Origin of the sequence: Sorangium sp. So ce426 (genome assembly GCF_051475585.1) — a bacterium.
GTDB lineage: Bacteria > Myxococcota_A > Polyangia > Polyangiales > Polyangiaceae > Sorangium > Sorangium cellulosum_B.
Genome location: NZ_CP150341.1, coordinates 4,462,995 through 4,483,272, shown reverse-complemented (window position 1 = coordinate 4,483,272; position 20,278 = coordinate 4,462,995). Strand labels below are relative to the sequence as shown.

Sequence of the window (20,278 nt, the reverse complement as noted above, 5' to 3'; positions counted from 1 at the left end):
GATCGTGGCACAGAAGAGGGCCGCCTCCACTCCACAGCCTGTGGGCGCGCCGAGGCCGTGCCCTCCATCGATGCGGATGAATGAAGCCCTCTGGCCGGGCATCGAACACGACTTCAGCCGTTTGCTCCCGCGCCGGCGCGGGCGGAGAGTGAACCGGTATCCAGGAGCGCCGATCACTCGATCACGATCGGCCGCGCCGGGACCACCGCGCGCGGCAGCTCCTCCTGCGCCACCCGGGCCTGCGCCTCGGGCGCCGTCACCTTCCCGGCGAGCGCGAAGCGCACCGGGATCTCCACGAGCGTCGCGAGCCGGCTCGCCTCCACGGAAGCCCGCAGCGCGAGGACGCCGTTCACCTGCCGCACGCGCCCGAGCGGCGCGGCCAGCGACACCCCTGGCGGAAGCGGGATGCGCACGTCGACCTCGACCGGGCGGCCCAGCGCGTGGCGCAGCGAGACAGCGAGCTTCCCCGTCGTCCCAGCGCGCGGGCGCTTCGGCCAGGAGATCTCCACCTGCACGGGGCTCGCCGCCGCGGCCGGCGGCCGGCTCCAGCGCCGGAGCGCCGGGCGCTCCAGGCGCGCCACGACCGCGGGCCCCGCCGCCTCGACCGCCACCTCCGTCGCGCCCGCGTCGAGCGGCAGCACGAGCCGCCCCGATGGCCCGACCTCCACGTCGCGGCGCGCGCCGCCCGAGGTCACCGTGACCCGCGCCGCCCCGCGGCCCTCGCCCCCGTGGGCCAGGAGCGCGCGCACCACCGCGCGCGTGCTGGCCGGCGCGCCGTAGCCGCCGCGCACGTCCCGCTGCACACCCACCCAGCCGAGGAGCCTCGCGGGCGGCGCGGCGCTCCTGCCGAGCCCGGCGGCGCGGAGGAGCGCCGCGTAGACCACCGCGCGCGTGCTCCGATCCTCGGCCTGGCCGGGCGGCAAGGTGATGCCGTCCGTCGGGAGCAGCGCCACCCAGGCGCGCAGCCGGTCCGCCACGTTCGCGGCCAGCGCCGCCCGGTGCGGCCGCTCCGCGAGCGCGAGCAGGACCCGGGCGAGCGCCACGCGATCGCCGCTCCGAATCACGTCGTCCAGCGTCCTCGTGACGAACGCGTCCCAGCACGCGTTCACCGCGCCCCCCGCCGGCGAGGGCTCGACGTCGAGCGCGTCGAGCGCCGCCGTGGGGTGCAGGGGCTCGGGCGGGCAGCGCGCGTCGATCTTCGGCAGCTCCTCCGCCACGGACGCGGGCGCGAAGGTGCGCGCCCGGAGCGCCGGGGGCCAGGAGGCCAGGTCCTTCTTGGTGCCCTTGTACGCGAGCAGCCGGCCCACGGCGCGGCGGCCGATGTCCTCCGCGCGCGCGGCGAGCGGCGCGCCCTCGCCCCCGCGCGCCGCGGCCCAGCGGCGCACGAGCGCCGCGACCTCCACCGCGTCCGCCATCGCCCCGGCAGACGAGAGCCGGTCGGGATCCATCGCCTCGAGCGCCGCGGTGAGCGCGCCCGCGAGGCCGCGCTCGACGACGAGCCGCGGGCGGCCGGTGGGCTGGTAGCGCTGCGCGTCCGCCGCAATGCGCAGCGTGGCCGTGGCGCCGCCCTCGACGACCTGGGCGATGTTCAGATCGGTGGGCTCGCCCGCGGGGCGCACGTCCCATGCGTGCACGAGCGTGTCGCCCGGGGTCCCCTGCGCCTTCAGGGCGACCGCGAGCTCCGCCCGCCCCGCGCGCAGCGCCCGCACCCGAGCGCGCACCGGGGCCGCGCCCCCCGCGGGCACGTCGACCGCCACCGCCCGGCGCCGCGGGTCCGCGAGGGCGGCCACGCCGCGCGCCGTGAGCTCCACGATCGCGCGGAGCGGCTTCGATGAGCGGTTCCGGACCGAGATCTCCACGTCGACCTCGTCGCCCTCGACCCACGCGGCGCCCGCCTCGACGCGCGCCGAGAGCGGCTGCGCGGTGGGCACGTCGAGCGTGGCGGTGGCCGGCGTGGCGCCGTCCGGCACGCCCACGAAGACGAGCCGGAAGGTCGTCTCGACGTCGCCGAGCGGGACGCGCATCCGCAGCCGGCCATCCTTGTCGGTGCGCTGGGGCGGCGACCAGAAGAACACGCCCCGCGGCGCGCCGTACGACGTGCGTTGGGATCCACCGAGCCTGCCGTGGCCTGCACCGAACCCGACGCCGGAGCCCGTGCCCCCGCCGAGGGTGCCGATGCCGCTCAGGCCCAGCCCCTCGCCCAGCGACGTGCCCGTGAACTCCTCCAGGAGGCTCTCCCACGCCGACACCGTGGCGTCGCCGACCTCCATGTCGAACTTCGCGTCGACGAGGCGATCCTCGCCGACCGCCCTGGCGTACGGCGTGCCCGAGCGCAGCACGCGCTCGAACGGATCGCGCACGTCGTCGCCCGTGCCGATCCGGCCGTCGGGCCCGGGCGCGTGCAGGGCGAAGCCGCGCCGCACCGTGAGGAACGGCGCGGGCGGCGCCGTCGTCGGGGTGAACTGGATCGTGCCGCCCCAGGGATCGAGCAGGAGCGACTCCTCGAGCTGCGCGTCGCGCACCAGGCGGCGGAGCAGCGCGTTCGGATCGCGGAGCGCCGGCTCGTCCGGGTCGAGCAGCCGCTCGCGCCGGAACGCGCGCGCCGCGGCGAGGACGCGGAAGAGCTTGAGGCGGGTGACGCGGCGAGCGACGTGATCGAACGTGACCTGCGGGTCCACCGCCAGGAGATCCGCGAGCGAGAGCGGCTCGCCGCCGGGCGTCTCGGGGGGCGCATCCATGGCGGCCGTGACCAGGGTCATCAGCTCGGGGTTCCATGCATGGGCGCCGCCCGGCCCGCGGCGGCGCACGTCGCGCAGCCGCTCCGGGTCGCTGGTGGCCTCGAAGACCGCCCCCTCGAGCGAGCGGAGCACCTGGCCGAACGCCTCGTCGAGCGCCGCCCGCGCGGAGCCGGCCGGATCGTTCGCCGGCGCGATCGCCTCGCGCGCCCGCGCGCCGAGCTCCGCGCGCCGGAGCGGATCGAGCGCGGGATCGCCCTGCAGGAAGGCGCCGCAGCGCTCGGGCTCGACCATGCCCTGGCAGAGCCGCGCGCGCGTGTCGAGCGCCGCGAGGCCGCCAGCGCTGCCCCCGCCGTGCAGATCCACGACGACGGCCGCGACGGTCCCGGGCAGGCCGCGGTTGCCCCCGTCGGTGAGCGCGAGGTCCACGTCGACGGCGCCGCGCGGGGCCGCACGGCCGCCCGTGATGCGGGCCTCGAGCCGAGGGAGGACGCGCGGCGTGACGAGCACCGCGCCGCCCGCCTGCCGCGCGGCGGCGCCCGGCCGGGGAGCGGCGGCGCTGAGCGTCCAGACGCCGGCCGCGCCCTCGGGCAGGCCGAGCGCGCCGCCCTCCAGGCCGCCGGCGATCCAGGCGCTCGCCGCGCGGGCCGAGTTGCCCGCCTGGACGATCACGCTCCAGCCGGCGCCGTCCGCTGCGCTGCCGCCGGCGCTGTCCCCTGCGCTGCCGCCCTCCAGCCGCCGGCCAGCGCGCGGGCCCGCGCCACCGGCGTCGATCACGTGGAGCGCGAGCGCGTCGCCTGCGCGAGCGAGGAGCCGCTCGGGCCGGAGCAGCGCCGTCGCGTCGCGATCGACGGAGACGCACAGCGCGAACGGCTCGCGCCGCGACGCGAGCGCCGGGATTTCGCCCGCTGGCCGCACGCGCACCGCCGCCGCGACGCCGCCGGCGCACGGCCCGACGCTGCGGAAGGCCCCGAGCTCGGCGGGCGCGTCCCAGGTCACCTCGGCCTCGCCGTACGCGTCGGTGGTCACGGCGGCCTGGAGCCCGTCGCCCTCGACGGTGAAGGTGCCCTGCACCGGCTTCCGCCGCGCATCGCGGACGCGCAGGAGCATGCGCTGAGCCACGCCCGGAACGATCGCTCCCGCCTCCGGGAGCAGCGCCGCCTCCGAGGTGGGGCTCTCTACCGATACGGTGGCCTCGCGCTCGAGCTCGTGCCCCTCGAACGTCGCGCGCGCGACGACGCGCAACGTGGTCCCTGCGCCCTGCACCACGGTGGTGGGCGCCACGGCCGCGCCGCGGACCTCTCCGGCCGCGTCGGTGCGCGCGGGCGTTGTGAGCTTCTCCCACGCGGCCCTGTCCTCGGGCGGGCTCGTGCCCTTCGGCCCGGTCCAGGTCCGCACCGGCAGCCCGGCCACGGGCTGGCCGGCGCCATCGCGGATCCGGATCACGTAGCTTGCGCGATCCCCGGCGCGCAGATCCTGCTCGGACCACTCGGCCAGCATCTGCGGGGCGCCTGGCGTCTCTTCGCGCGGCGAGAGGGAGATCTCCGCGGCGTTCGACGAGGCCCCCGCCGCGCTCCGCGCGCGGGCGCGGAGGATCCAGCGCCAGCCGGGCTCGTCGATCCAGGGGACGGGAACGCGCGTCATGGCGACGCCGGCCGCGTCGGTCGTGACCACGGCCGTGTGCCGGGCGACGCCGCCCTCGAGCAGGCTGATCTCCACGGGGACCCGCGGGGCCGGCTGCCCCGAGGCCTGGCTCTGCACCGTGATCCACGCCGACATCGCGCTGCCCGGCACCACGCGCGTGTCAGGGACGTGCAGGTCGACCTGGAGCGGCGCCAGTCGGTGCACGGTGAGCGTCCGCGTCCGCTGCCGGTCTCCGGCGCGCACGCCGAGCAGCAGCCGGAGCTCGCGCTCGGGCCCCTCCGGGATCGGGACGTCGAGGTGAGCGCGCCCCTTCGCGTCGGTGGTGACCCGCACGGGCGGCGGGACGGCGCTGACCTTGCCGAGGTGCTCGGGATCCCAGGTCGCCTCCACGGTGGCCGCCTCCAGCGGCCGGAGCGTGATCGCCGTGGGGAAGCCGAGCGCGAGGACCTGGACCGGAAGGGTGGCGCCGGGCGCGCCGCGGTCGGGCGCGTGAAGGAAGAGGTCGAGGCCGCGGGCGACCGCGTCGCGGCCGTCCGTGGCCGCGTCGGAGGTCGCGGCGGCGCCGAGGACGGCGATGAGGAGGAGGCCGGCGAGCGGAAGGGAAGCCCTGGGCATGGTGCCTTTCGACACGGCAGAGGGGAGCAGGTTCCTGCGCTGCACGGCGCCGCGCGCGGTGGCCGGCGCGCCGGCCGGCGACGGGCTCCAACGCAAGGGTGTCGACGACCTCCGGGCTGAGTTTCATCTCTCCGGGGAGGCTGTCGACGACCTCCGGGCTGAGTTTCATCTCTCCGGGGAGGCTGTCGACGACCTCCGGGCTGAGTTTCATCTCTCCGGGGAGCCTGTCGACAACCTCCGGGCTGAGTTTCATCTCTCCGGGGAGGCTGTCGACAGGTGGAGAGGGAATTCCCCGACCCTGCCGGAATGATAGAGCCGCCAAGCCGCCGTAAGACGCCAAGCAACCAAAAAATCTTGGCGCCTTATGGCGCCTTGGCGGCTCAAAAGACGCCGCCTTCGGCCGAGGTATCCCACCACCCCGCGAGCGCCAGTTCGGCGGTCGTCCCGTTTGGCGGCTACACTTGGACCTGGTCCGCCAGGTTGCGCCGTCACCCCGGCGCCACGACCACCATCGCCGCGCGCTCCCCGCCGTCGCTCCCGGCGAGGGAGACCGCACACGGGTGCGGCGCGAAGCCGCGCGCGAACGCCTCGGACGCGATGGCGAGGTGCAGCGGCATGGCCGCGGCGCCGAGCGCCCCGATCCGCTGGGCGGGGCACTCCAGCTGCTGCGGATCGCAGAAGAGCTGCTGCGTGCGCACCGACGCGGCCTGGAGCTCGAAATGGCGGAAGGTCTCAAAGGTGATGTCGGTGAGCATCCAGCCCGCGCGCATCCCGCGCTCGGCCAGCGGCGCGAGCGCGGCGCGCAGCGCGGCGGTGAGGCCCGTGGCCTGGAACGCGGGCTCGTCGTTGTCCGGGCGGGCCCGCTCGTGCGCGGTGGAGAGGCCGACGATCTGCCCGAGCTCGCGGAGGAGCGCGCGCCGCGCGACGTCGGGGCGCATGAGGACCACGAAGGCCGCGCACTCGCCGGGGACGAGGGCGTCGAGGTTGTCCGGCCGGAAGAGCCGGCCCGCGGCGTCGAGCGCGGCGATGCGCGCGGGGTCGTAGTCGGTGTGCACGCCGCCGAGCAGCGCCGCGTCGATCGTGCCTCGCGCGAGCGCGTCGCACAGCTCCGGCAGCAAGTACCCCGGCGCGGCGGGGCCGCGCGTCGAGACCTTGACCGCGATCTCCGGCGCGCCCCCGTACGACTGCGCCCGCGCGGCGAGCTCGGCGGCGATCCGCTGCGCCGGGGCCTCGCCGCCCGGCGGCCGCTGCCCGAGGTGCTCGTCGAGGCACAGGCCCATCTGCAGGCGCAGCCCCCGCGCCGCGGGGCCGAGCTTCTCGAGCGCCTCGCCGAGCGCGCGCTCCGCGAGCAGGACGGCGCGCGCCGCGCCCGTGACCCGCGGATCGAGCGTGGGCAGGAAGCACATCGTGACGGGCTCGCCCTGCCCGTCCACGAGCGGCGACTCGCGCATCGCCGCGGCCGAGGCGCGGTGCGAGAACGCGGTGTCGATCGAGCGCAGCCCGACGGGCGTGACCGCGCCCGCGGCCACCATGACGGCGAGGGGCCTCACGCTCGCCCCCGCTCGCGCACGATCACGCGCGCGTCCTTCATCCGCCGGGGCGCCTTGACGTGCGCGCGCCAGACCATCTCGACGGCCACCGGCTTCTGCGGGCCGGTGGCGTAGAGGTCGACGAGCACGGTGTCGAGGTGAGGCGCGAAGGCGACCGGCTCCCGATCCTTCACGTGGAACTCGATCTCGACCTGCACCTTCGGGAGCTCGAAGCTGAGCGCCCCCTCGGGCGTGAGGTTGAGCGCCCGCACCGGCTCGCCGCCCGCGAGCGGCGGATCCGCGATGAGGCCCGGCGAGGCGCAGAGGTTGAAGCGGTGGTCGAAGTCCTCGGGCAGGAGCGGCGCGCGGTTCTCCCGCCACGCGGCGTCGTACGTCCCCGCATACGCGCGGCGCGGCTCCCAGTGCCGGCCGACGGCCCCGATCCCCGCGGGCGGCGGCGCGGTCTTCGCGGTCCGGATCGGGTACGAGGGATCCTCGATGGCCGGCGCCGGCTGGTGGGTGAGCGAGGCCGGCGCGCGCGTGACGCCCGTGCCGATCGGGTTGCGCGGCTCCTCGAGGGGCGCCGCGGGATCGTCGTCGTCCCGCCCGCCCCAGGCGTGGTCGTAGCGCATGTCGATCTGCTCGATGGGCGCCGGCGCGGTGAGGGCGGCGCCCTTGTCCACCCAGAGCCGCTTGCCGAACACCACGAGCGATTTCTTGAGCGGGCCCACCTCGACGCGCACGTCGAAGGACGGCACGGCCTTGCCGTTCGGCGCGTACGCCGTGGCCACGAAGATCACGTCGGTCGCCGGCTTGAACAGGCAGACGTCGGCGGGGTACGCGACGCTCTCGGGCTTCTTCTCCTCCCAGGGCAGGTCGGCGAGGCGGACCCCGCGCGTGCGCTCGGGGGGCGCGAGCTCGAGGCTGCCGTCCTCCTGGAGCTCGAAGCTCGCCTTGACGATCGTGACCAGCTGCTCGCCGTCCCGGTCGACGAGCAGCTGTGGGTGCGCGGCGAAGTCCGTCTTGTTGTCGAGCGGGGGCTGGCTCATCGCGGGCGCATTATCGACAGGATCGGAGGCGATGTCTCTCCGAGTTCGACGGAGGCGCGCGCGCTCACCCGGCCATGGCCGCCTCGGCGGCGTACGCGTCGAGGCCGTGGCCGCGGAGCATCGCCTCCACGAGCGCGATCGGCTCGGCGCAGGCCGGGTCGCCCGCGCCCTCCCCTTCAATGACCGCCGGCAGCGCCCGGGCCACGACGAGCCGCACGGCGCGATCGCGGAGCGCGAGCGAGAGCGGCAGCGCCCCGAGCAGGCGGTGGCCGTGCAGCGCCGCGCGGAGGTAAAACCGCTCGCGGTCGCCGACGCGCGCGCGCACGGGCGAGAGCAGCAGCGCGCCGAGCAGGTCGGGCTCCGCAAGCGCCAGGGTCGCGTCCGCGATCCACCGCATGGCCCTCCGGGCGAGGTCCCGCTCGCTCCGCCAGGCGGCGTCCTCGCGCGCCCGCCGCGCCGCGCGGCCGTGGAGCGCTGCGAGCCAGGGCGCGAGCGCCGCCGGATCCAGCGGATCGGGCCGCTCGAAGCGCGCGATCGCCCCGTCGGCGAGGCCCTCGGCCTCGATCGCGGCGGCGAGCGAGAAGAGGCCCGCGGCGACGTCGGGCGGGGGCGCTGCCGCGGCGAGGCGCCGCGACCAGGCGACGACCTCGGCGCGGGAGGCGGTCGCGCCGGGCGCCACCTGCGCGCGATCGGGCAGCCGGGCGACGTCGATGCGCTCGTCCAGATCCCCCCGCGTGACGAGCCGCGGATCGAGCAACGGCGCGCCGCCGGGGCGGCCCACGCTGGCGAGCACGCAGGCGCACTCCACGGCGACCGAGACGCGCACCGACTCGCCGTCGTCGATGAAGCTGGTCGGGAAGGTGCGGCACCCGAGCGGCTTGGCCTCGGGCCCGCCCCTCGCGTGGAGCGAGCAGCGCCCCTCGCCCTCGAGGTAGGCGCACCGGCCGTCGCGCATTGCCACGACGGAGGCCGCGCACGGCCACGTCCCGCGCTCCGGCGTGAAGGCCCGCTCGTGGCGCGCGCCCCCGCTCAGCACGTCGGGCCGCAATGCCCGCGCCCGCGCGGCCTCCTCGGGATCGAAGAGGATCGAGGCGTAGATCCGGCAGCAGCTCCCGCCGCCGTCGCAGTGCAGGCTGAAGTCGGGCAGCACCTCCAGCGGGCGCGCGCGGGGATCGCGCTCCCCCGGGTCGAGCGCGGGCGCCGCGGGCGCCGCGGCATTCCAGGGCCCCGCGTCCTCGCCGGCGTCATCGGCTCCCAGCAGCCCCGCGGCGTGGAGCTCCGCGAAGAACGCTTGCGCCGCGGGCACACGCGCGTGTGCGCCCTCGCGGGCCGCCGCGATGACGATGCCCTCGACGTCGCGCGTCCCGTCGGCCGCGGAGAGCAGGACCCACTCCCGTGGGCCGAGCTGCAGCAGCTGCCCGGTGCGGACATCGTGGAGGATGACGCGCTCCTCCTCGCCGACCACGTGGCGCCGCGCGAGCACGTGGGCGGCGAGGCGAGGGCGCGCCGGCGGCATGCTCGGGCTCACCCGAGCCACGCTATCCGACGCCGGCGGCAGCGCGCCATCGAAACGAGGCGCGGCGGCGCCGGCCGTCGCCGCCGCGCGCTCCCCGGGCGGAGCGCGGCGGCCGCAGCCACGCCGTCAACGCACGCACTTCACCCACGCGGCCGTGAAGTGGTTCCACTTGCCGCTCTCTCCCGCGTTGAACCCGGTGAAGCCGTCGTCGAAGTTGAGCGCCCAGGCCGCCGAGGCGTTCCCCACGGCCGCGTGGGAGCTCCAGTACCAGTCGTTGCTGCGGGCGCCGTACTGCGTGTCGGGGAACATCGCGCGGTTGATCGACGGCGCCACCTGCGCCTCGTCGACGAGGGTCGCGAGCTCCCGGATGCTGGGCAAGCGCCACGTGTGGCCGTTGAGATCGAGCGTCGCGCAGTAGCTCTCCGCCTCGGCCCAGGCGAGCGTGGCCGGCGAATACCCCTGCTGCCAGACGAGGCCTGTGTACCTGTCCATCACCTCGCCGGGCGACACGACGGCGTACTGATCGGGCGGGGCCACGGCCGGGCTGCTCGGCGCCTCCCCCTCGCCGTTGCCTCGCACGCAGCGCAGGCTCGCCGCGGTCGCCTTGGAGTAGGCGTTGCTGACGATCCCGTCGCTCAGGTTGAAGGCCCAGGCATAGTCGCGCCCCGCGCCGGCGCCGGCCTGCCGGATGGTGAGGATCCAGTCGGACGACGTCTTGTGGAAGCCCCCGCGCGCCCCCGGGAAAGCGCCTCTGTCGATGGCCGGGCTCCGGGTGAAGTCGACGATCGACGTCATCTCGATGCGCGTGGGAAGGCGCCAGTCGGAGAACCCGCCGAGCGTCAGGTCGTCGCAATAGCCGATCGCCTGCTCCCACGTGTACGCCTCGGAAGGAGGGTTCTGCTGCCATTCGAGGCATGTGACGTCGTCGCGCACCACGCCGCCCCCCACGTCGGTGTAACTCGCGGGGTTGGGCAGGCCGCTGCCCGCCGGGTTGGGCATGGGCCAGCAAGCCCACTTGTGCGTCCCGCAGGCCGCGGCCCTGGTGCAGGTGTCGGTCGCTCCGCCCGCGCCGCCGCTGCCCGGGCCGCCGCCCTCCCCGGCCGCTCCGCCCTCCCCTGGCGCGCCGCCGCTCGCGGTGCTCTCCGCGCCGCCGCTCGCGGTGCTCTCCGCGCCGCCCTCCCCCGGCGCGCCGCCGCTCCCGGTGCTGTCCGCGCCGCCGACCCCGGCGCCCGTCTCCGAGGCTCCGCCTGTCGCGAGCGCGCCGCCCGTCCCCCACCCGCCGCTGCCCGCGATCACATCGCGGTCGCCGCCCTCCTGGCCGCACGCCGCGGCCGCGAGCACCACGCCGAGCGCCACCCCCGTCCGGGCACGCGCCACCGGGACGGCCATCACCCAGGTCGCGTCGACGACCCACCGCTTGCTTCGATTCACAGGCACCTCCGCGCGCTCAAGCCAATGCCACAAGACAAATATGCTCGAACCGCACCAACCTATCACACGCCGCGCACAGCACCCGCCGATCGTGGTTGACACCGAAAATGTGAACGTTCACAGTGCATTCCTGCGGGCGTCCTTTGTCCTCCACATCCATTCCGATGGTGGAGACCAAGGAGTGGTTCGGCCTCCAGGACGCGGAGGGTAGACCCCAGCCACCGGGGCGCACTGTGGGATGAGCGCGCCGCCAGCTTTGCGGCAGATCACGGGGAAAACGGCCGGGTAAGGGCGACGCCGCGCGTGATGTCAACACGTTCTTAAATGTGAATCAGCAAGGAGACCAGCCGTGAAAGAGACGAAGTCCTGGGGCAAGGGGTGGGCGGTCGTGGCGCCCTTCGTGTTGGCGCTGCTCGCGATGACGGGGTGCAACGAGAAGAGCGAGGGGACGGGCGCCGCGCCAGCCGAGGGCGGCGGCGCGAAGCCGAAGATCGTCAAGCTCGCCTTCGTCACCAACAACGCGTCCGAGTTCTGGAAGATCGCCCAGGCGGGCGTCCGGAAATATGAGCAAGAGAGCAAGGTCCAGGTCGACGTGAAGATGCCGTCGAACGGCACCACGGAGGAGCAGAACCAGATCCTCGAGAACCTCTCGAGTCAGGGCTACGACGCCATCGCCGTGAGCGCCATCGCGCCGGCCGATCAGGTCCCGGTGCTCAACAAGGTGGCCGGGAAGAGCAAGCTCATCACCTTCGACTCGGACGCCCCGGCGTCGAGCCGCCTTCTCTACATCGGCACCAACAACCACGAGGCCGGCAAGGCGCTCGGCGCCCACATCGTGAAGCTCCTCCCGGAGGGCGGCAAGATGGCCGTGTTCGTCGGCACGCTCTCCGCGGACAACGCGAAGCAGCGGCTGCAAGGCATCCAGGACGCGATCGCCGGCAAGAACATCGAGATCGTCGACAAGCGCGAGGACAACACCGACCGTGCGAAGGCGCGCTCCAACGTGGAGGACATCATCAACGCGCACCCGGACCTGAAGCTCGTCGCGGGCCTGTGGTCTTACAACGGCCCCGCCATCGCGGCCGCCATCGAGGCGCTCGGGAAGAAGGGCAAGGTCCTCGCGGCGGTGTTCGACGAGGAAGAGGAGACGCTCACGGCCATCGAGAACGGCACGATCTCGGCCACGGTCGTCCAGAAGCCGTTCCAGTTCGGTTACCTGGCGAGCAAGTGGGCGCATGAGCTCTCGGTCAAGCCCGACACGGCGAAGGCGCAGATCCCGGCCAACAAGAGCATCGACACCGGCATCGACCTGATCGAAAAGACCAACGTGGCGACCTTCAAACAGCAGCTCGCCGAAATGAAGAAGTGAGCGTGGCCGCGTCCCCTCCGGATCTGCTCGCGATGCGCGCGATCACCAAGCGGTTCGCCGGCGTGGTCGCGCTCCAGGGCGTCTCTCTCTCGCTGAAGCCGGGCGAGGTGCTCGCCCTCATGGGCGAGAACGGCGCCGGCAAGAGCACGCTCATGAAGATCCTCGGGGGCGCCCTGCAGCCCGACGAAGGCGAGATCTGCATCGAGGGGAAGAGCGTCGCCATCGAGAGCGTGCGCGCCGCCAAGCGCCTCGGCATCGCGCTCATCCATCAGGAGCTGATGCTGGCGCCGAACCTGGACATCGCGGCCAACATCTTCCTCGGCAACGAAGGCGGCGCGACAGGGCTGCTCCTCCGTCCCCTGCCGAAGGGCGACATGGCCGCCCGCGCCAGGGAGCTGCTCCTGCGCGTGGGCTTGCGGCTCTCGCCCTCGACCCCGGTGTCCGCGTTGACCGCCGGTCAGATGCAGATGGTCGAGATCGCCAAGGCGCTCGCCCTGAGCGCGCGCATCCTCATCATGGACGAGCCGACCTCGTCGCTCACGAGCGGTGAGTCCGAGCATCTCTTCGGGATCATCCGCAAGCTCCGGGCGGACGGCATCGGCATCGTCTACATCTCGCACCGCATGGAAGAGGTCATGGCGCTGGCCGACCGGGTGACGGTCCTGCGCGACGGCCGTCACGTCGGGGACCTCACGCGCGCGGGAGCGACGCGCGAACGGATCGTCTCCATGATGGTGGGCCGCGAGCTCAGCGCGCACTACTTCCCGGAGAAGCGGCCCCGTGCATCGACCGAGCCCGTGCTGGTGGTCGAGGGGCTCGTCGTGCCCGGCGCGCCCGCGCAGATCTCTTTTTCGGCCGGACGCGGGGAGATCCTCGGCTTCGCCGGCCTTGTCGGCTCGGGCCGCACGGAGCTCATGCAGACGATCTTCGGGGTCACGCCGGCGCTCGGGGGACGCATGACGCTCGAAGGCAAGGAGTTCGCTCCTCGAAGACCCAGGGACGCCATCGACCGCGGCGTCTACCTGGCGCCGGAGGATCGCAAGCGCCACGGCCTCGTGCTGCCGCTCAGCGTCGCGGAGAACACCTCCCTGCCCGACATCGGCAACTACAGCCGCTGGGGCTTCCTGAACAGGGAGACGGAGCGCCGGGTCGCCGAATCGGAGGTGGAGCGCTTGAGGACGAAGACGCCCGGCATCCGTCAGCCCGTCGTGAACCTCTCCGGCGGAAACCAGCAGAAGGTGGTGCTCGGGAAATGGCTGGCCATGAACCCGCGCGTGCTCATCCTGGACGAGCCGACGCGGGGCATCGACGTCGGCGCCAAGGCCGAGATCTACCGCCACATGACCGCCCTCGCGGATGAAGGCATCACGATCTTGATGGTCAGCTCGGACATGGAAGAGATCATCGGAATGAGCGATCGCGTCGCCGTCATGCACGAGCGGCGCATCAAGGGCGTGTTGCCGCGGGAACGGCTCGGCCAGGAGCGGATCGCGACCTTGATGACGGGCCACGCCGACAAGGAGGATCTGTCGTGAGGCGCGAGCTTGGAATGACCATCGCGCTCGTCGTGATGTGTCTGGGTCTCTACATCTCGAACCCGGATTTTCTCGGGCAGTCGAACTCGATCAACACCCTGCGGCAGATCTCGATGCTCGGGATCTTCGCGATCGGGATCGGGTTCGTCATCATCGCCGGCGGCATCGATCTGTCGATCGGGTCCGTGATCGGCCTGACGGGCGTCCTCATCGCCAAGCTCTCGTCGAGCCAGCTCGGCGGCCTGGGTTACCCGCTCTGGATCGGCATTCCGGTGGCGCTCGGCGTGGCGCTGCTGATCGGCCTCGGCCAGGGCCTGTTGATCACGCGGCTCAAGCTGCAGCCGTTCATCGTCACGCTCGGCGGCATGCTGTTCTTGCGCGGCGTCTCGCAGACCATCGCCGGGGGGGGCACGCTGAGCCTCGGCGGCTCGCCGCTGCTCACCCTCGCGAACGGCGGGCTGCTCAAGAGCGGGAGCGACGCGCTCGTCCCGTATCCGCTGCTGATGTTCCTCGCCGTGGGCGGCGTGGCGGCCTACGCGCTGCACTTCACGGTGTTCGGCCGTTACGTCTACGCGATCGGCGGCAACCGCGACGCGGCCGAGTACTCCGGCATCAACGTGAAGCGGGTGGAGACGTCCACCTATGTGATCTCGGCGGGGCTCGGCGGCGTGGCTGGCGTCTGTTACGCGTCGTACATCGGGCAGATGTCGCAGCAGGTCGGCATCGCGTACGAGATGTACGCGATCGCCGCGGCCGTGCTCGGCGGCTGCTCGCTTCGCGGGGGTGAAGGCACGGTGCTCGGCATCATCATCGGCTCCGCGGTGATGCGCGTCATCGACAACGGCATCAACATGTTCCAGCTGCCGTACGAGGACGCCGACCGCATTCAACGCATCTGGCGCCTGGACCCGAACTGGACCTTCATCATCATCGGCGGCGTGATCCTCGTCGCCGTGATCCTCGACCAGATCGTGCACATGGTGCAGGCGAAGCGGCGCATCCGGCATGCCTCCGCGGGCGCCGCCGAGGCGGCGCCGAGCCTGCAGGCGGCCGCGGCGGTCAGCGCAGCGGGGCCACCTGCCGCGGGAGCGCCCGATCGCGAGAGCGTCTGAGCTTTCCGGCGATGGGGGACGAACCGGCAAGTCGCCAGGAGCGCCCCGCCCTGCCCCTCAGGACGTCGTTGCCTCCTCAGCCCGGCGGTCCGGCCTGAGCGGCGCCGGAGCTCGTGACCCCTGTCGCCTGCCCCGTCTCGGCGCCATGTCGGGTCCATGTCAGTCCACTCGAAGAAGACGTCTATCGGTTGCTCCGGCAACAGCAGGCCGAAGAACAAGAACAAGCGACATCACTGGAAGCGCTACCGCGGCCAGGGCAAGTCACACCACGGGTGATCGCCGTCACGGCGAGGTGAGCCGGCGAGCCCAGCCCGCCGCCCGACCCACGAGCGCTGCGGCCGCGATCACGCCGCGCGCCCGCGGCGTCTCCCGGGGCGAGCGCGCCTCCGGCGGCGCGACGAACGCCTCGAGCCAGGCCTCGGCCGGCGGCCGCGCCAGCACCCCGCCGAGGTCGAACAGCGAGAGATCCGAGACCCCGGCCGCCGCCGCGGCGGCCACGTCCTCGCGGAGCTCGGCGACCGAGCGGTAGACAGGCTCGTCGCCGAGCGCGCCTTTGCCCACGGCGCCCAGCGAGGCGCCCGCCCTCGGACCGAACCGCCGGGCGGCGGCGCGGCACCCCCAGGCGAGCAGCGCGAGCGCGTCCTCCCGGCCGAGCGCGCCGCGCGAATACCCCTCGAACAGCGACGTGTACAGCATCGCGCCGACGCGCCCCCACGGCGGCGCGGACACGGGCGTCCCGAGCAGCCGCTCCCAGCCGCATGCCGGCCCGTCGCGCCCGTCGGTCAAGACGAGCGGCACGATCGCCGCCGAGGTCGCCACCCCGCGCGCGTGCACCGCGCCCGCCAGATCGGCGTACGCGCGCTGCGCATCGCTCCACCGCGGGCTCCCCCGCGCTCCACGCGGCCCACCGCCGAGCAGATCGAGCGCGCCGCGCCCCCCCGCGAGCGCCCGCCGCACCGCCTCGATCGGCGGCTCGAGATCGAACACGACCTCCGCCGCGGCCAGGCGCCGCGCGTCGAGCGCGTCCAGCAGCCGCGCGACGAACGCGCCGAACGCCGCCGCGTTGCCGGCGCTCGCCCAGCGCCCGTCGTCGTCCGCGATCATCGGCCACACAGCGACCGCCACCCCCGCGTCCGCGCACGCCGCCGCGAGATCCGGCAGCCCCGCCGCTGTCTCCGGCCGCACGGCGATCGAGAGCTCCAGCGCATACCGCCGCAGAAGCGCGAGCGTCCCGGGCGCCCGCACCACCTCGAGCGGCAGCAGCTCGCTCCAGATGCGGCGGCGGAGCGTCACGCCCGCCGCCCGCGCCGCGGCGCCGCCTGCGCTTGGTCGCCGTCCGCGCCGCCCGCGCCGCGGCGCCGCCGTTTCCTTCCGAACGCCACGAAGCCCCCGCTACACTCGCGCGTCATGAAGATCCTCTATGGCGTCGTCGGGGAAGGGATGGGGCACGCCATGCGCTCGCGCGTCGTGATCGAACACCTGCTCGCGCAGGGACACGAGCTCGAGATCATGGCGTCGGGCAGGGCGACCGACTTCCTGTCCAAGCGCTTCGCGGGGGTGAACCGCATCCACGGGCTCCACATGATCTACGAGGAGAACCGGGTGCGGCGCGGCAAGACGCTCTGGTCCAACGTGCTCTCCGGCGCGACGGGCACGCCGAAGAACATCGCCGCGTACTTCGAGCTCATCAAGGACTTTCGCCCCGAGCTCACCGTCAGCGACTTCGAGTCGTGGACGTACCTCTACGCGAAGATCCACCGGCTGCCGATCGTCTCGGTCGACAACATGCAGATCATCAACCGGTGCACCCACGACGCGCAGATCCTCGCCGGCCACGAGGCGGGTTTCCAGCTCACGCGGGCGTTCGTGAAGAGCAAGCTGCCGTTCTGTAACCACTACGTCATCGCCACGTTCTTCCGCCCGCCGGTCCGCAAGCAGGAGACGACGCTGGTCCCGCCGATCCTCCGCCCCGAGATCATCGCCGCGAACCGCCGCCCCGGGGAGCACCTGCTCGTCTACCAGACCGCCGAGGGGAACGACGCGCTGTCGGCGACGCTCGCGAAGACCGGGCTCGAGTGCCGCATCTACGGGATGCGCCGGAACATCACGGAGGAGCAGGTCGAGGGCAACCTCCGCTACCGCCCCTTCAGCGAGGAGGGCTTCATCGACGACCTCGCCTCGTGCCGCGCCGTCATCGCGGGCGGCGGGTTCACGCTGATGGGGGAGGCGGTCTACCTGCGCAAGCCGATGCTCGCCGTCCCCCTCGGCCGCCAGTTCGAGCAGGTGCTCAACGCCCGCTACCTCGAGCGCGAGGGGTTCGGCCGCGGCGCCGATTCGCTGGACGACCCGGCCGTCGTCGCGGATTTCGTGAAGGCCATCCCGGCCTGTGAAGAGAAGCTCGCGGGCTACTCCCAGGACGGCAACCGGCAGCTGTTCGAGGTGATGGACGGCCTGCTCGATCGCGCCCACGCCGGCGTGCTCTGAGCGCGGCGGCCGGCGCGCCGCGCTCCGCCGGGCTCCCTCCCCTACTTCGGCCTGCAGCCCTTGAGGTCCGAGCCGGAGACGCCGTTGCACTCCTGGTCCGCGGGGCAGTCCGTCTGCTCGACGCACGTCTTCAGGCACTCGAGCGCCGCGCTGTCGTCGGGCTTGCCGCAGACCGCCCCGCTCTCACACTCGCCGTCCGCGCCCGCTTCGTCGCATGCCTCGCCGAGCGCCGCCTCGCCGCCGCAGCCCCACGCGAGCAGCGCGCCGACGAAGAGCCCCATCCCGATCCACCTGGTTCGCATGCATGACCTCCCTTGTCTTCAGCCCATTTGCGGCGGCAGGGGCGCGGCGGCGCCGCTCACGTGATGGCGCGGCGTGCTCCCGGCCCCCTGCGCACGCAGCCCGATGCTACCGCGCGCTGCGGCTCTTGACGCCCTGGCGCTGGCTCCACGACGCCGATGCCGTCTCCTCGATCCGGATGAGCACGGCGGTGATGTTGTCGCGGCCACCGTTCTCGTTGGCGCAGTCGATGAGCTTGCCGCACGCGTCGGCGAGCACGGCGTTGTCCTCGACGATGCGCGCGATCTCGCGATCGTCCACGAGCCCGTGGAGGCCGTCGGAGCAGAGGAGGAACACGTCGCCCGCCTCGACGCGCTCCGCGCGCAGGTCGATGTCGACGCTGGGGCCGATGCCGAGCGCCCGCGTGATCACGTTGCGGGGCAGGTAGGCGAGGTCGCGCTCGGTGAGGTCGGGCCGCTCGAGGAGCGCGTCCGCGATGAGCGAGTGGTCGCGGGTCAGCTGCGAGATATCGCCGTTGCGGAGGAGGTAGCAGCGGCTGTCGCCGGCGTGGGCGACGTAGAACTTCCGCTCCCGCGGCGAGAACGCCGCGGCGACGACCGTGGTCCCCATCCCGCGGTAGAACCGCGAGTCGTCGGCGTGCGCGAAGATGCGCGCGTTCGCGTACGTCACGGCGGCGCGCAGCCTGTCGCCCGTCGACGCCTTGCGCCGCTTGCCGTTCGCCTCGCGGAAGTAGCCGGCGATGGCGCTCGCGGCGATCCGGCTCGCGACCTCGCCGGCCTCGTGCCCGCCCATGCCATCCGCGACGACGTAGACGTTGAACTCGGGGAGGAGGATGTATCGGTCCTCGTTGTGGACCCGCTCCCTGCCGACGTCGGATAGACCTGCCGCGGTGGCGCGCATTCGCCCCGAGTCTAGACGACGCTTGGCCCCCCAGGGAACTGGGTTAATCTCCCGCCATGTCCGACCTCGTGATCGACAACCCGTATACCCTCGAGGAAGCCGTCCGCCGGCCTCTTGCAGACGAGGCCGCCGTCGACCGGCTCCTCGACGCCGCGACCGCCGCCGCGCGGCGCTTCTCGCGCACATCCATCGCCGAGCGCGCCGCCCTCTGCCAGCGCGCGGTCGAGCACATCGAGGCCAACACCCCGTCGATCGCCGCCGACATCACCCGCATGACGGGCAAGCCCCTGCGCCAATCCCGCAACGAAGTCGCGGGGATGGCCAAGCGAGCCCGGCACATGATCGCGATCGCCGAGGGCGCGCTCGCCGATGTGATCCTGCCGGAGCTCCCCGGGATCGAGCGGCGGATCGTGCGCGCTCCGCTCGGTGTGGTCTTCAATCTCCCCGCCTGGAATTATCCGCTCCTCACCGCCGTGAACGTGGTCATCCCCGCGGTGCTCTCGGGCAATGTGGTGCTGCTCAAGCACTCGCCGCGCTCGCCGCTCTGCGGAGAGCACTTCGCGACGGCGTTCGCGGAGGCCGGCGCGCCGCCCGGCCTCGTCCAGGCCTTCCACTGCGACCACGCCACGTCCGAGCGCGTCGCGTCGGACCCGCGGGTCAACTTCGTCGGTTTCACCGGTTCCGTCGAAGGCGGACGCCGGATCTATGCGGCCACATCGAAGAAGGTGGCCGTCGACGCCGGCCTGGAGCTCGGCGGGAAGGACGGCGCCTACGTGGCGGCCGACGCGGACCTGGAGAAGGCGGTGGACGGGATCGTCGACGGCGCCTGTTACAACGCCGGACAGAGCTGCTGCGCTGTCGAGCGCGCATATGTGCACCGCGACCTCTATCCGAAGTTCGTGGAGGCCGCGCTGGAGCTGATGAAGCGTTACGTCCTCGGCGATCCGACCGACGAGCGGACGAACCTGGGTCCGATGGCGCAGCCTCACGCGCCGGCGTTCCTGGAGGCGCAGGTGAAGCAGGCGCTCTCCCGGGGGGCGAAGGCGCTCTGCGGCGGTCGGGCGACCCAGGTCGACGGCCGCGGCCGCTTCTTCGAGCCGACGCTCCTCGTGGACACGGCGCCCGATCTCGACGTGATGCGCATCGAGTCGTTCGGGCCGGTGCTGCCCGTCGTGCCGGTCTCGTCCGACGAGGAGGCGCTCGCGCTGATGAACGACAGCGATCTCGGGCTCACCGCGTCGGTCTGGACGCGCGACCGCGAGCGCGCCGCGCGGCTCGCGCGCGAGCTCGACGTCGGCACGGTCTACATGAACCAGTGTGACACCCTGGATCCGGCGCTCCCGTGGACGGGCGCGAAGAACAGCGGCAAGGGCGCGACGCTCTCGACGCTCGGGTTCCTGCACCTGACGCGGCCGAAATCGATCAACTTCAAGATCGGCTGAAGGCCCGGACGCGCGCAGCCCGCGAGCAGATGAGCTCGAATGAGTCCGCTTGCGCCGGGGGCGAGGTGCGGTATCCCGAGGCGATGGAAATTCAAGAGATCTATCGCGGGCGCCTCATCGATCATGTTCAGCTCGTCGTGGCTGACCTGGCGGCGAGCAAGAAGTTCTATCGAGCCGTCTTCGAGACGATCGGGATCCCGATCGGAGGCGAGGCCGACGATTACTTCTGGGCCGACGAGCTCTTCATATCGAGCGTGGACTCGCCGGCCGCGGCCGGCGTGACCACCGGCCGGACGCACCTCGCCTTCCAGGCGAGCGACCGCGCGACGGTCGATCGTTTCCACGCCGCCGCGGTCGCCGCGGGCGGCCAGGACAACGGCGCTCCGGGCAAGCGCCCGTACCACCCCGGCTACTACGCGGCGTTCGTGCTCGACCCGGATGGCAACAACATCGAGGTCGTCCACCACGGCCCGGCGAACAGGTCGTCGGACGCGGTGAAGATCACGTTCTGATCGCGAAGGTGTCGCGAAAGGGTTGAGGAACCGACAGAGAATCGATTGAAGTCGGCACGGACGCCAGCGCACCACCGCTGCTGCTCCCGCGCTGCTTTCCCTGCG

The 20,278-nt window shown here is 73.2% G+C and carries 15 protein-coding genes; 7 read left to right on the top strand and 8 right to left on the bottom strand.

Features of this window, described 5'->3' with window-relative positions; genetic code table 11:
• Positions 1 to 173: 173 nt before the first annotated feature.
• Positions 174 to 4,994, bottom strand: a complete 4,821-nt coding sequence (locus WMF44_RS16740) for an alpha-2-macroglobulin family protein (RefSeq protein ID WP_437300112.1) — start codon at positions 4,992 to 4,994, stop codon at positions 174 to 176.
• On the opposite strand from WMF44_RS16740, the gene WMF44_RS16735 reads away from it, so the two are divergent.
• A complete protein-coding gene (locus WMF44_RS16735) occupies positions 4,993 to 5,304 on the top strand; it encodes a hypothetical protein (protein ID WP_437300111.1) in 312 nt (103 codons plus the stop codon). The two genes, WMF44_RS16740 and WMF44_RS16735, sit on opposite strands and share 2 nt — an antisense overlap.
• A 178-nt stretch (positions 5,305 to 5,482) precedes the next feature.
• Here the strand turns inward: WMF44_RS16735 and WMF44_RS16730 are convergent, their stop codons facing one another.
• The 4 genes from WMF44_RS16730 to WMF44_RS16715 form a co-directional block, all read right to left on the bottom strand.
• Entirely contained in the window at positions 5,483 to 6,544 is a 1,062-nt protein-coding gene (locus WMF44_RS16730) for a beta-ketoacyl synthase N-terminal-like domain-containing protein (protein WP_437300110.1), read from the bottom strand.
• Entirely contained in the window at positions 6,541 to 7,572 is a 1,032-nt protein-coding gene (locus tag WMF44_RS16725) for a DUF2169 family type VI secretion system accessory protein (protein WP_437300109.1), read from the bottom strand. The genes WMF44_RS16730 and WMF44_RS16725 overlap by 4 nt, the downstream gene beginning before the upstream one ends.
• A 64-nt stretch (positions 7,573 to 7,636) precedes the next feature.
• Complete coding sequence (locus WMF44_RS16720; protein WP_437300108.1) at positions 7,637 to 9,100, bottom strand: YkgJ family cysteine cluster protein; 1,464 nt, start codon at positions 9,098 to 9,100, stop codon at positions 7,637 to 7,639.
• A 114-nt stretch (positions 9,101 to 9,214) separates the two neighbouring features.
• A complete protein-coding gene (locus WMF44_RS16715) occupies positions 9,215 to 10,519 on the bottom strand; it encodes a DUF1566 domain-containing protein (RefSeq protein WP_437300107.1) in 1,305 nt (434 codons plus the stop codon).
• A gap of 349 nt (positions 10,520 to 10,868) precedes the next feature.
• Between WMF44_RS16715 and WMF44_RS16710 the strand changes: the two genes are divergently transcribed.
• The 3 genes from WMF44_RS16710 to WMF44_RS16700 are packed head-to-tail and all read left to right on the top strand — an operon-like array spanning position 10,869 to position 14,535.
• Complete coding sequence (locus tag WMF44_RS16710; protein ID WP_437300106.1) at positions 10,869 to 11,888, top strand: sugar-binding protein; 1,020 nt, start codon at positions 10,869 to 10,871, stop codon at positions 11,886 to 11,888.
• Positions 11,889 to 11,920: 32 nt separating this feature from the next.
• Positions 11,921 to 13,423, top strand: coding sequence for a sugar ABC transporter ATP-binding protein (locus WMF44_RS16705; RefSeq protein WP_437301570.1), 1,503 nt, complete (start codon positions 11,921 to 11,923; stop codon positions 13,421 to 13,423).
• A complete protein-coding gene (locus WMF44_RS16700) occupies positions 13,420 to 14,535 on the top strand; it encodes an ABC transporter permease (RefSeq protein ID WP_437300105.1) in 1,116 nt (371 codons plus the stop codon). The genes WMF44_RS16705 and WMF44_RS16700 overlap by 4 nt, the downstream gene beginning before the upstream one ends.
• 282 nt (positions 14,536 to 14,817) lie before the next feature.
• Here WMF44_RS16700 and WMF44_RS16695 read toward each other — a convergent pair whose 3' ends face one another.
• A complete protein-coding gene (locus tag WMF44_RS16695) occupies positions 14,818 to 15,828 on the bottom strand; it encodes a hypothetical protein (RefSeq protein ID WP_437300104.1) in 1,011 nt (336 codons plus the stop codon).
• 114 nt (positions 15,829 to 15,942) lie between these two features.
• Here WMF44_RS16695 and WMF44_RS16690 point away from each other — a divergent pair, with 114 nt between their 5' ends.
• Entirely contained in the window at positions 15,943 to 17,019 is a 1,077-nt protein-coding gene (locus WMF44_RS16690) for a glycosyltransferase family protein (RefSeq protein ID WP_437300103.1), read from the top strand.
• A 41-nt stretch (positions 17,020 to 17,060) separates the two neighbouring features.
• Here the strand turns inward: WMF44_RS16690 and WMF44_RS16685 are convergent, their stop codons facing one another.
• Positions 17,061 to 17,321, bottom strand: a complete 261-nt coding sequence (locus WMF44_RS16685; protein WP_437300102.1) for a hypothetical protein — start codon at positions 17,319 to 17,321, stop codon at positions 17,061 to 17,063.
• A gap of 106 nt (positions 17,322 to 17,427) precedes the next feature.
• A complete protein-coding gene (locus tag WMF44_RS16680; protein ID WP_012235727.1) occupies positions 17,428 to 18,219 on the bottom strand; it encodes a Stp1/IreP family PP2C-type Ser/Thr phosphatase in 792 nt (263 codons plus the stop codon).
• A gap of 56 nt (positions 18,220 to 18,275) precedes the next feature.
• On the opposite strand from WMF44_RS16680, the gene WMF44_RS16675 reads away from it, so the two are divergent.
• Entirely contained in the window at positions 18,276 to 19,661 is a 1,386-nt protein-coding gene (locus tag WMF44_RS16675; protein ID WP_437300101.1) for an aldehyde dehydrogenase family protein, read from the top strand.
• 83 nt (positions 19,662 to 19,744) lie between these two features.
• On the top strand, positions 19,745 to 20,173 hold the full coding sequence (locus tag WMF44_RS16670; RefSeq protein WP_437300100.1) for a VOC family protein: 429 nt from the start codon (positions 19,745 to 19,747) through the stop codon (positions 20,171 to 20,173).
• The last annotated feature ends 105 nt before the right edge of the window (positions 20,174 to 20,278 follow it).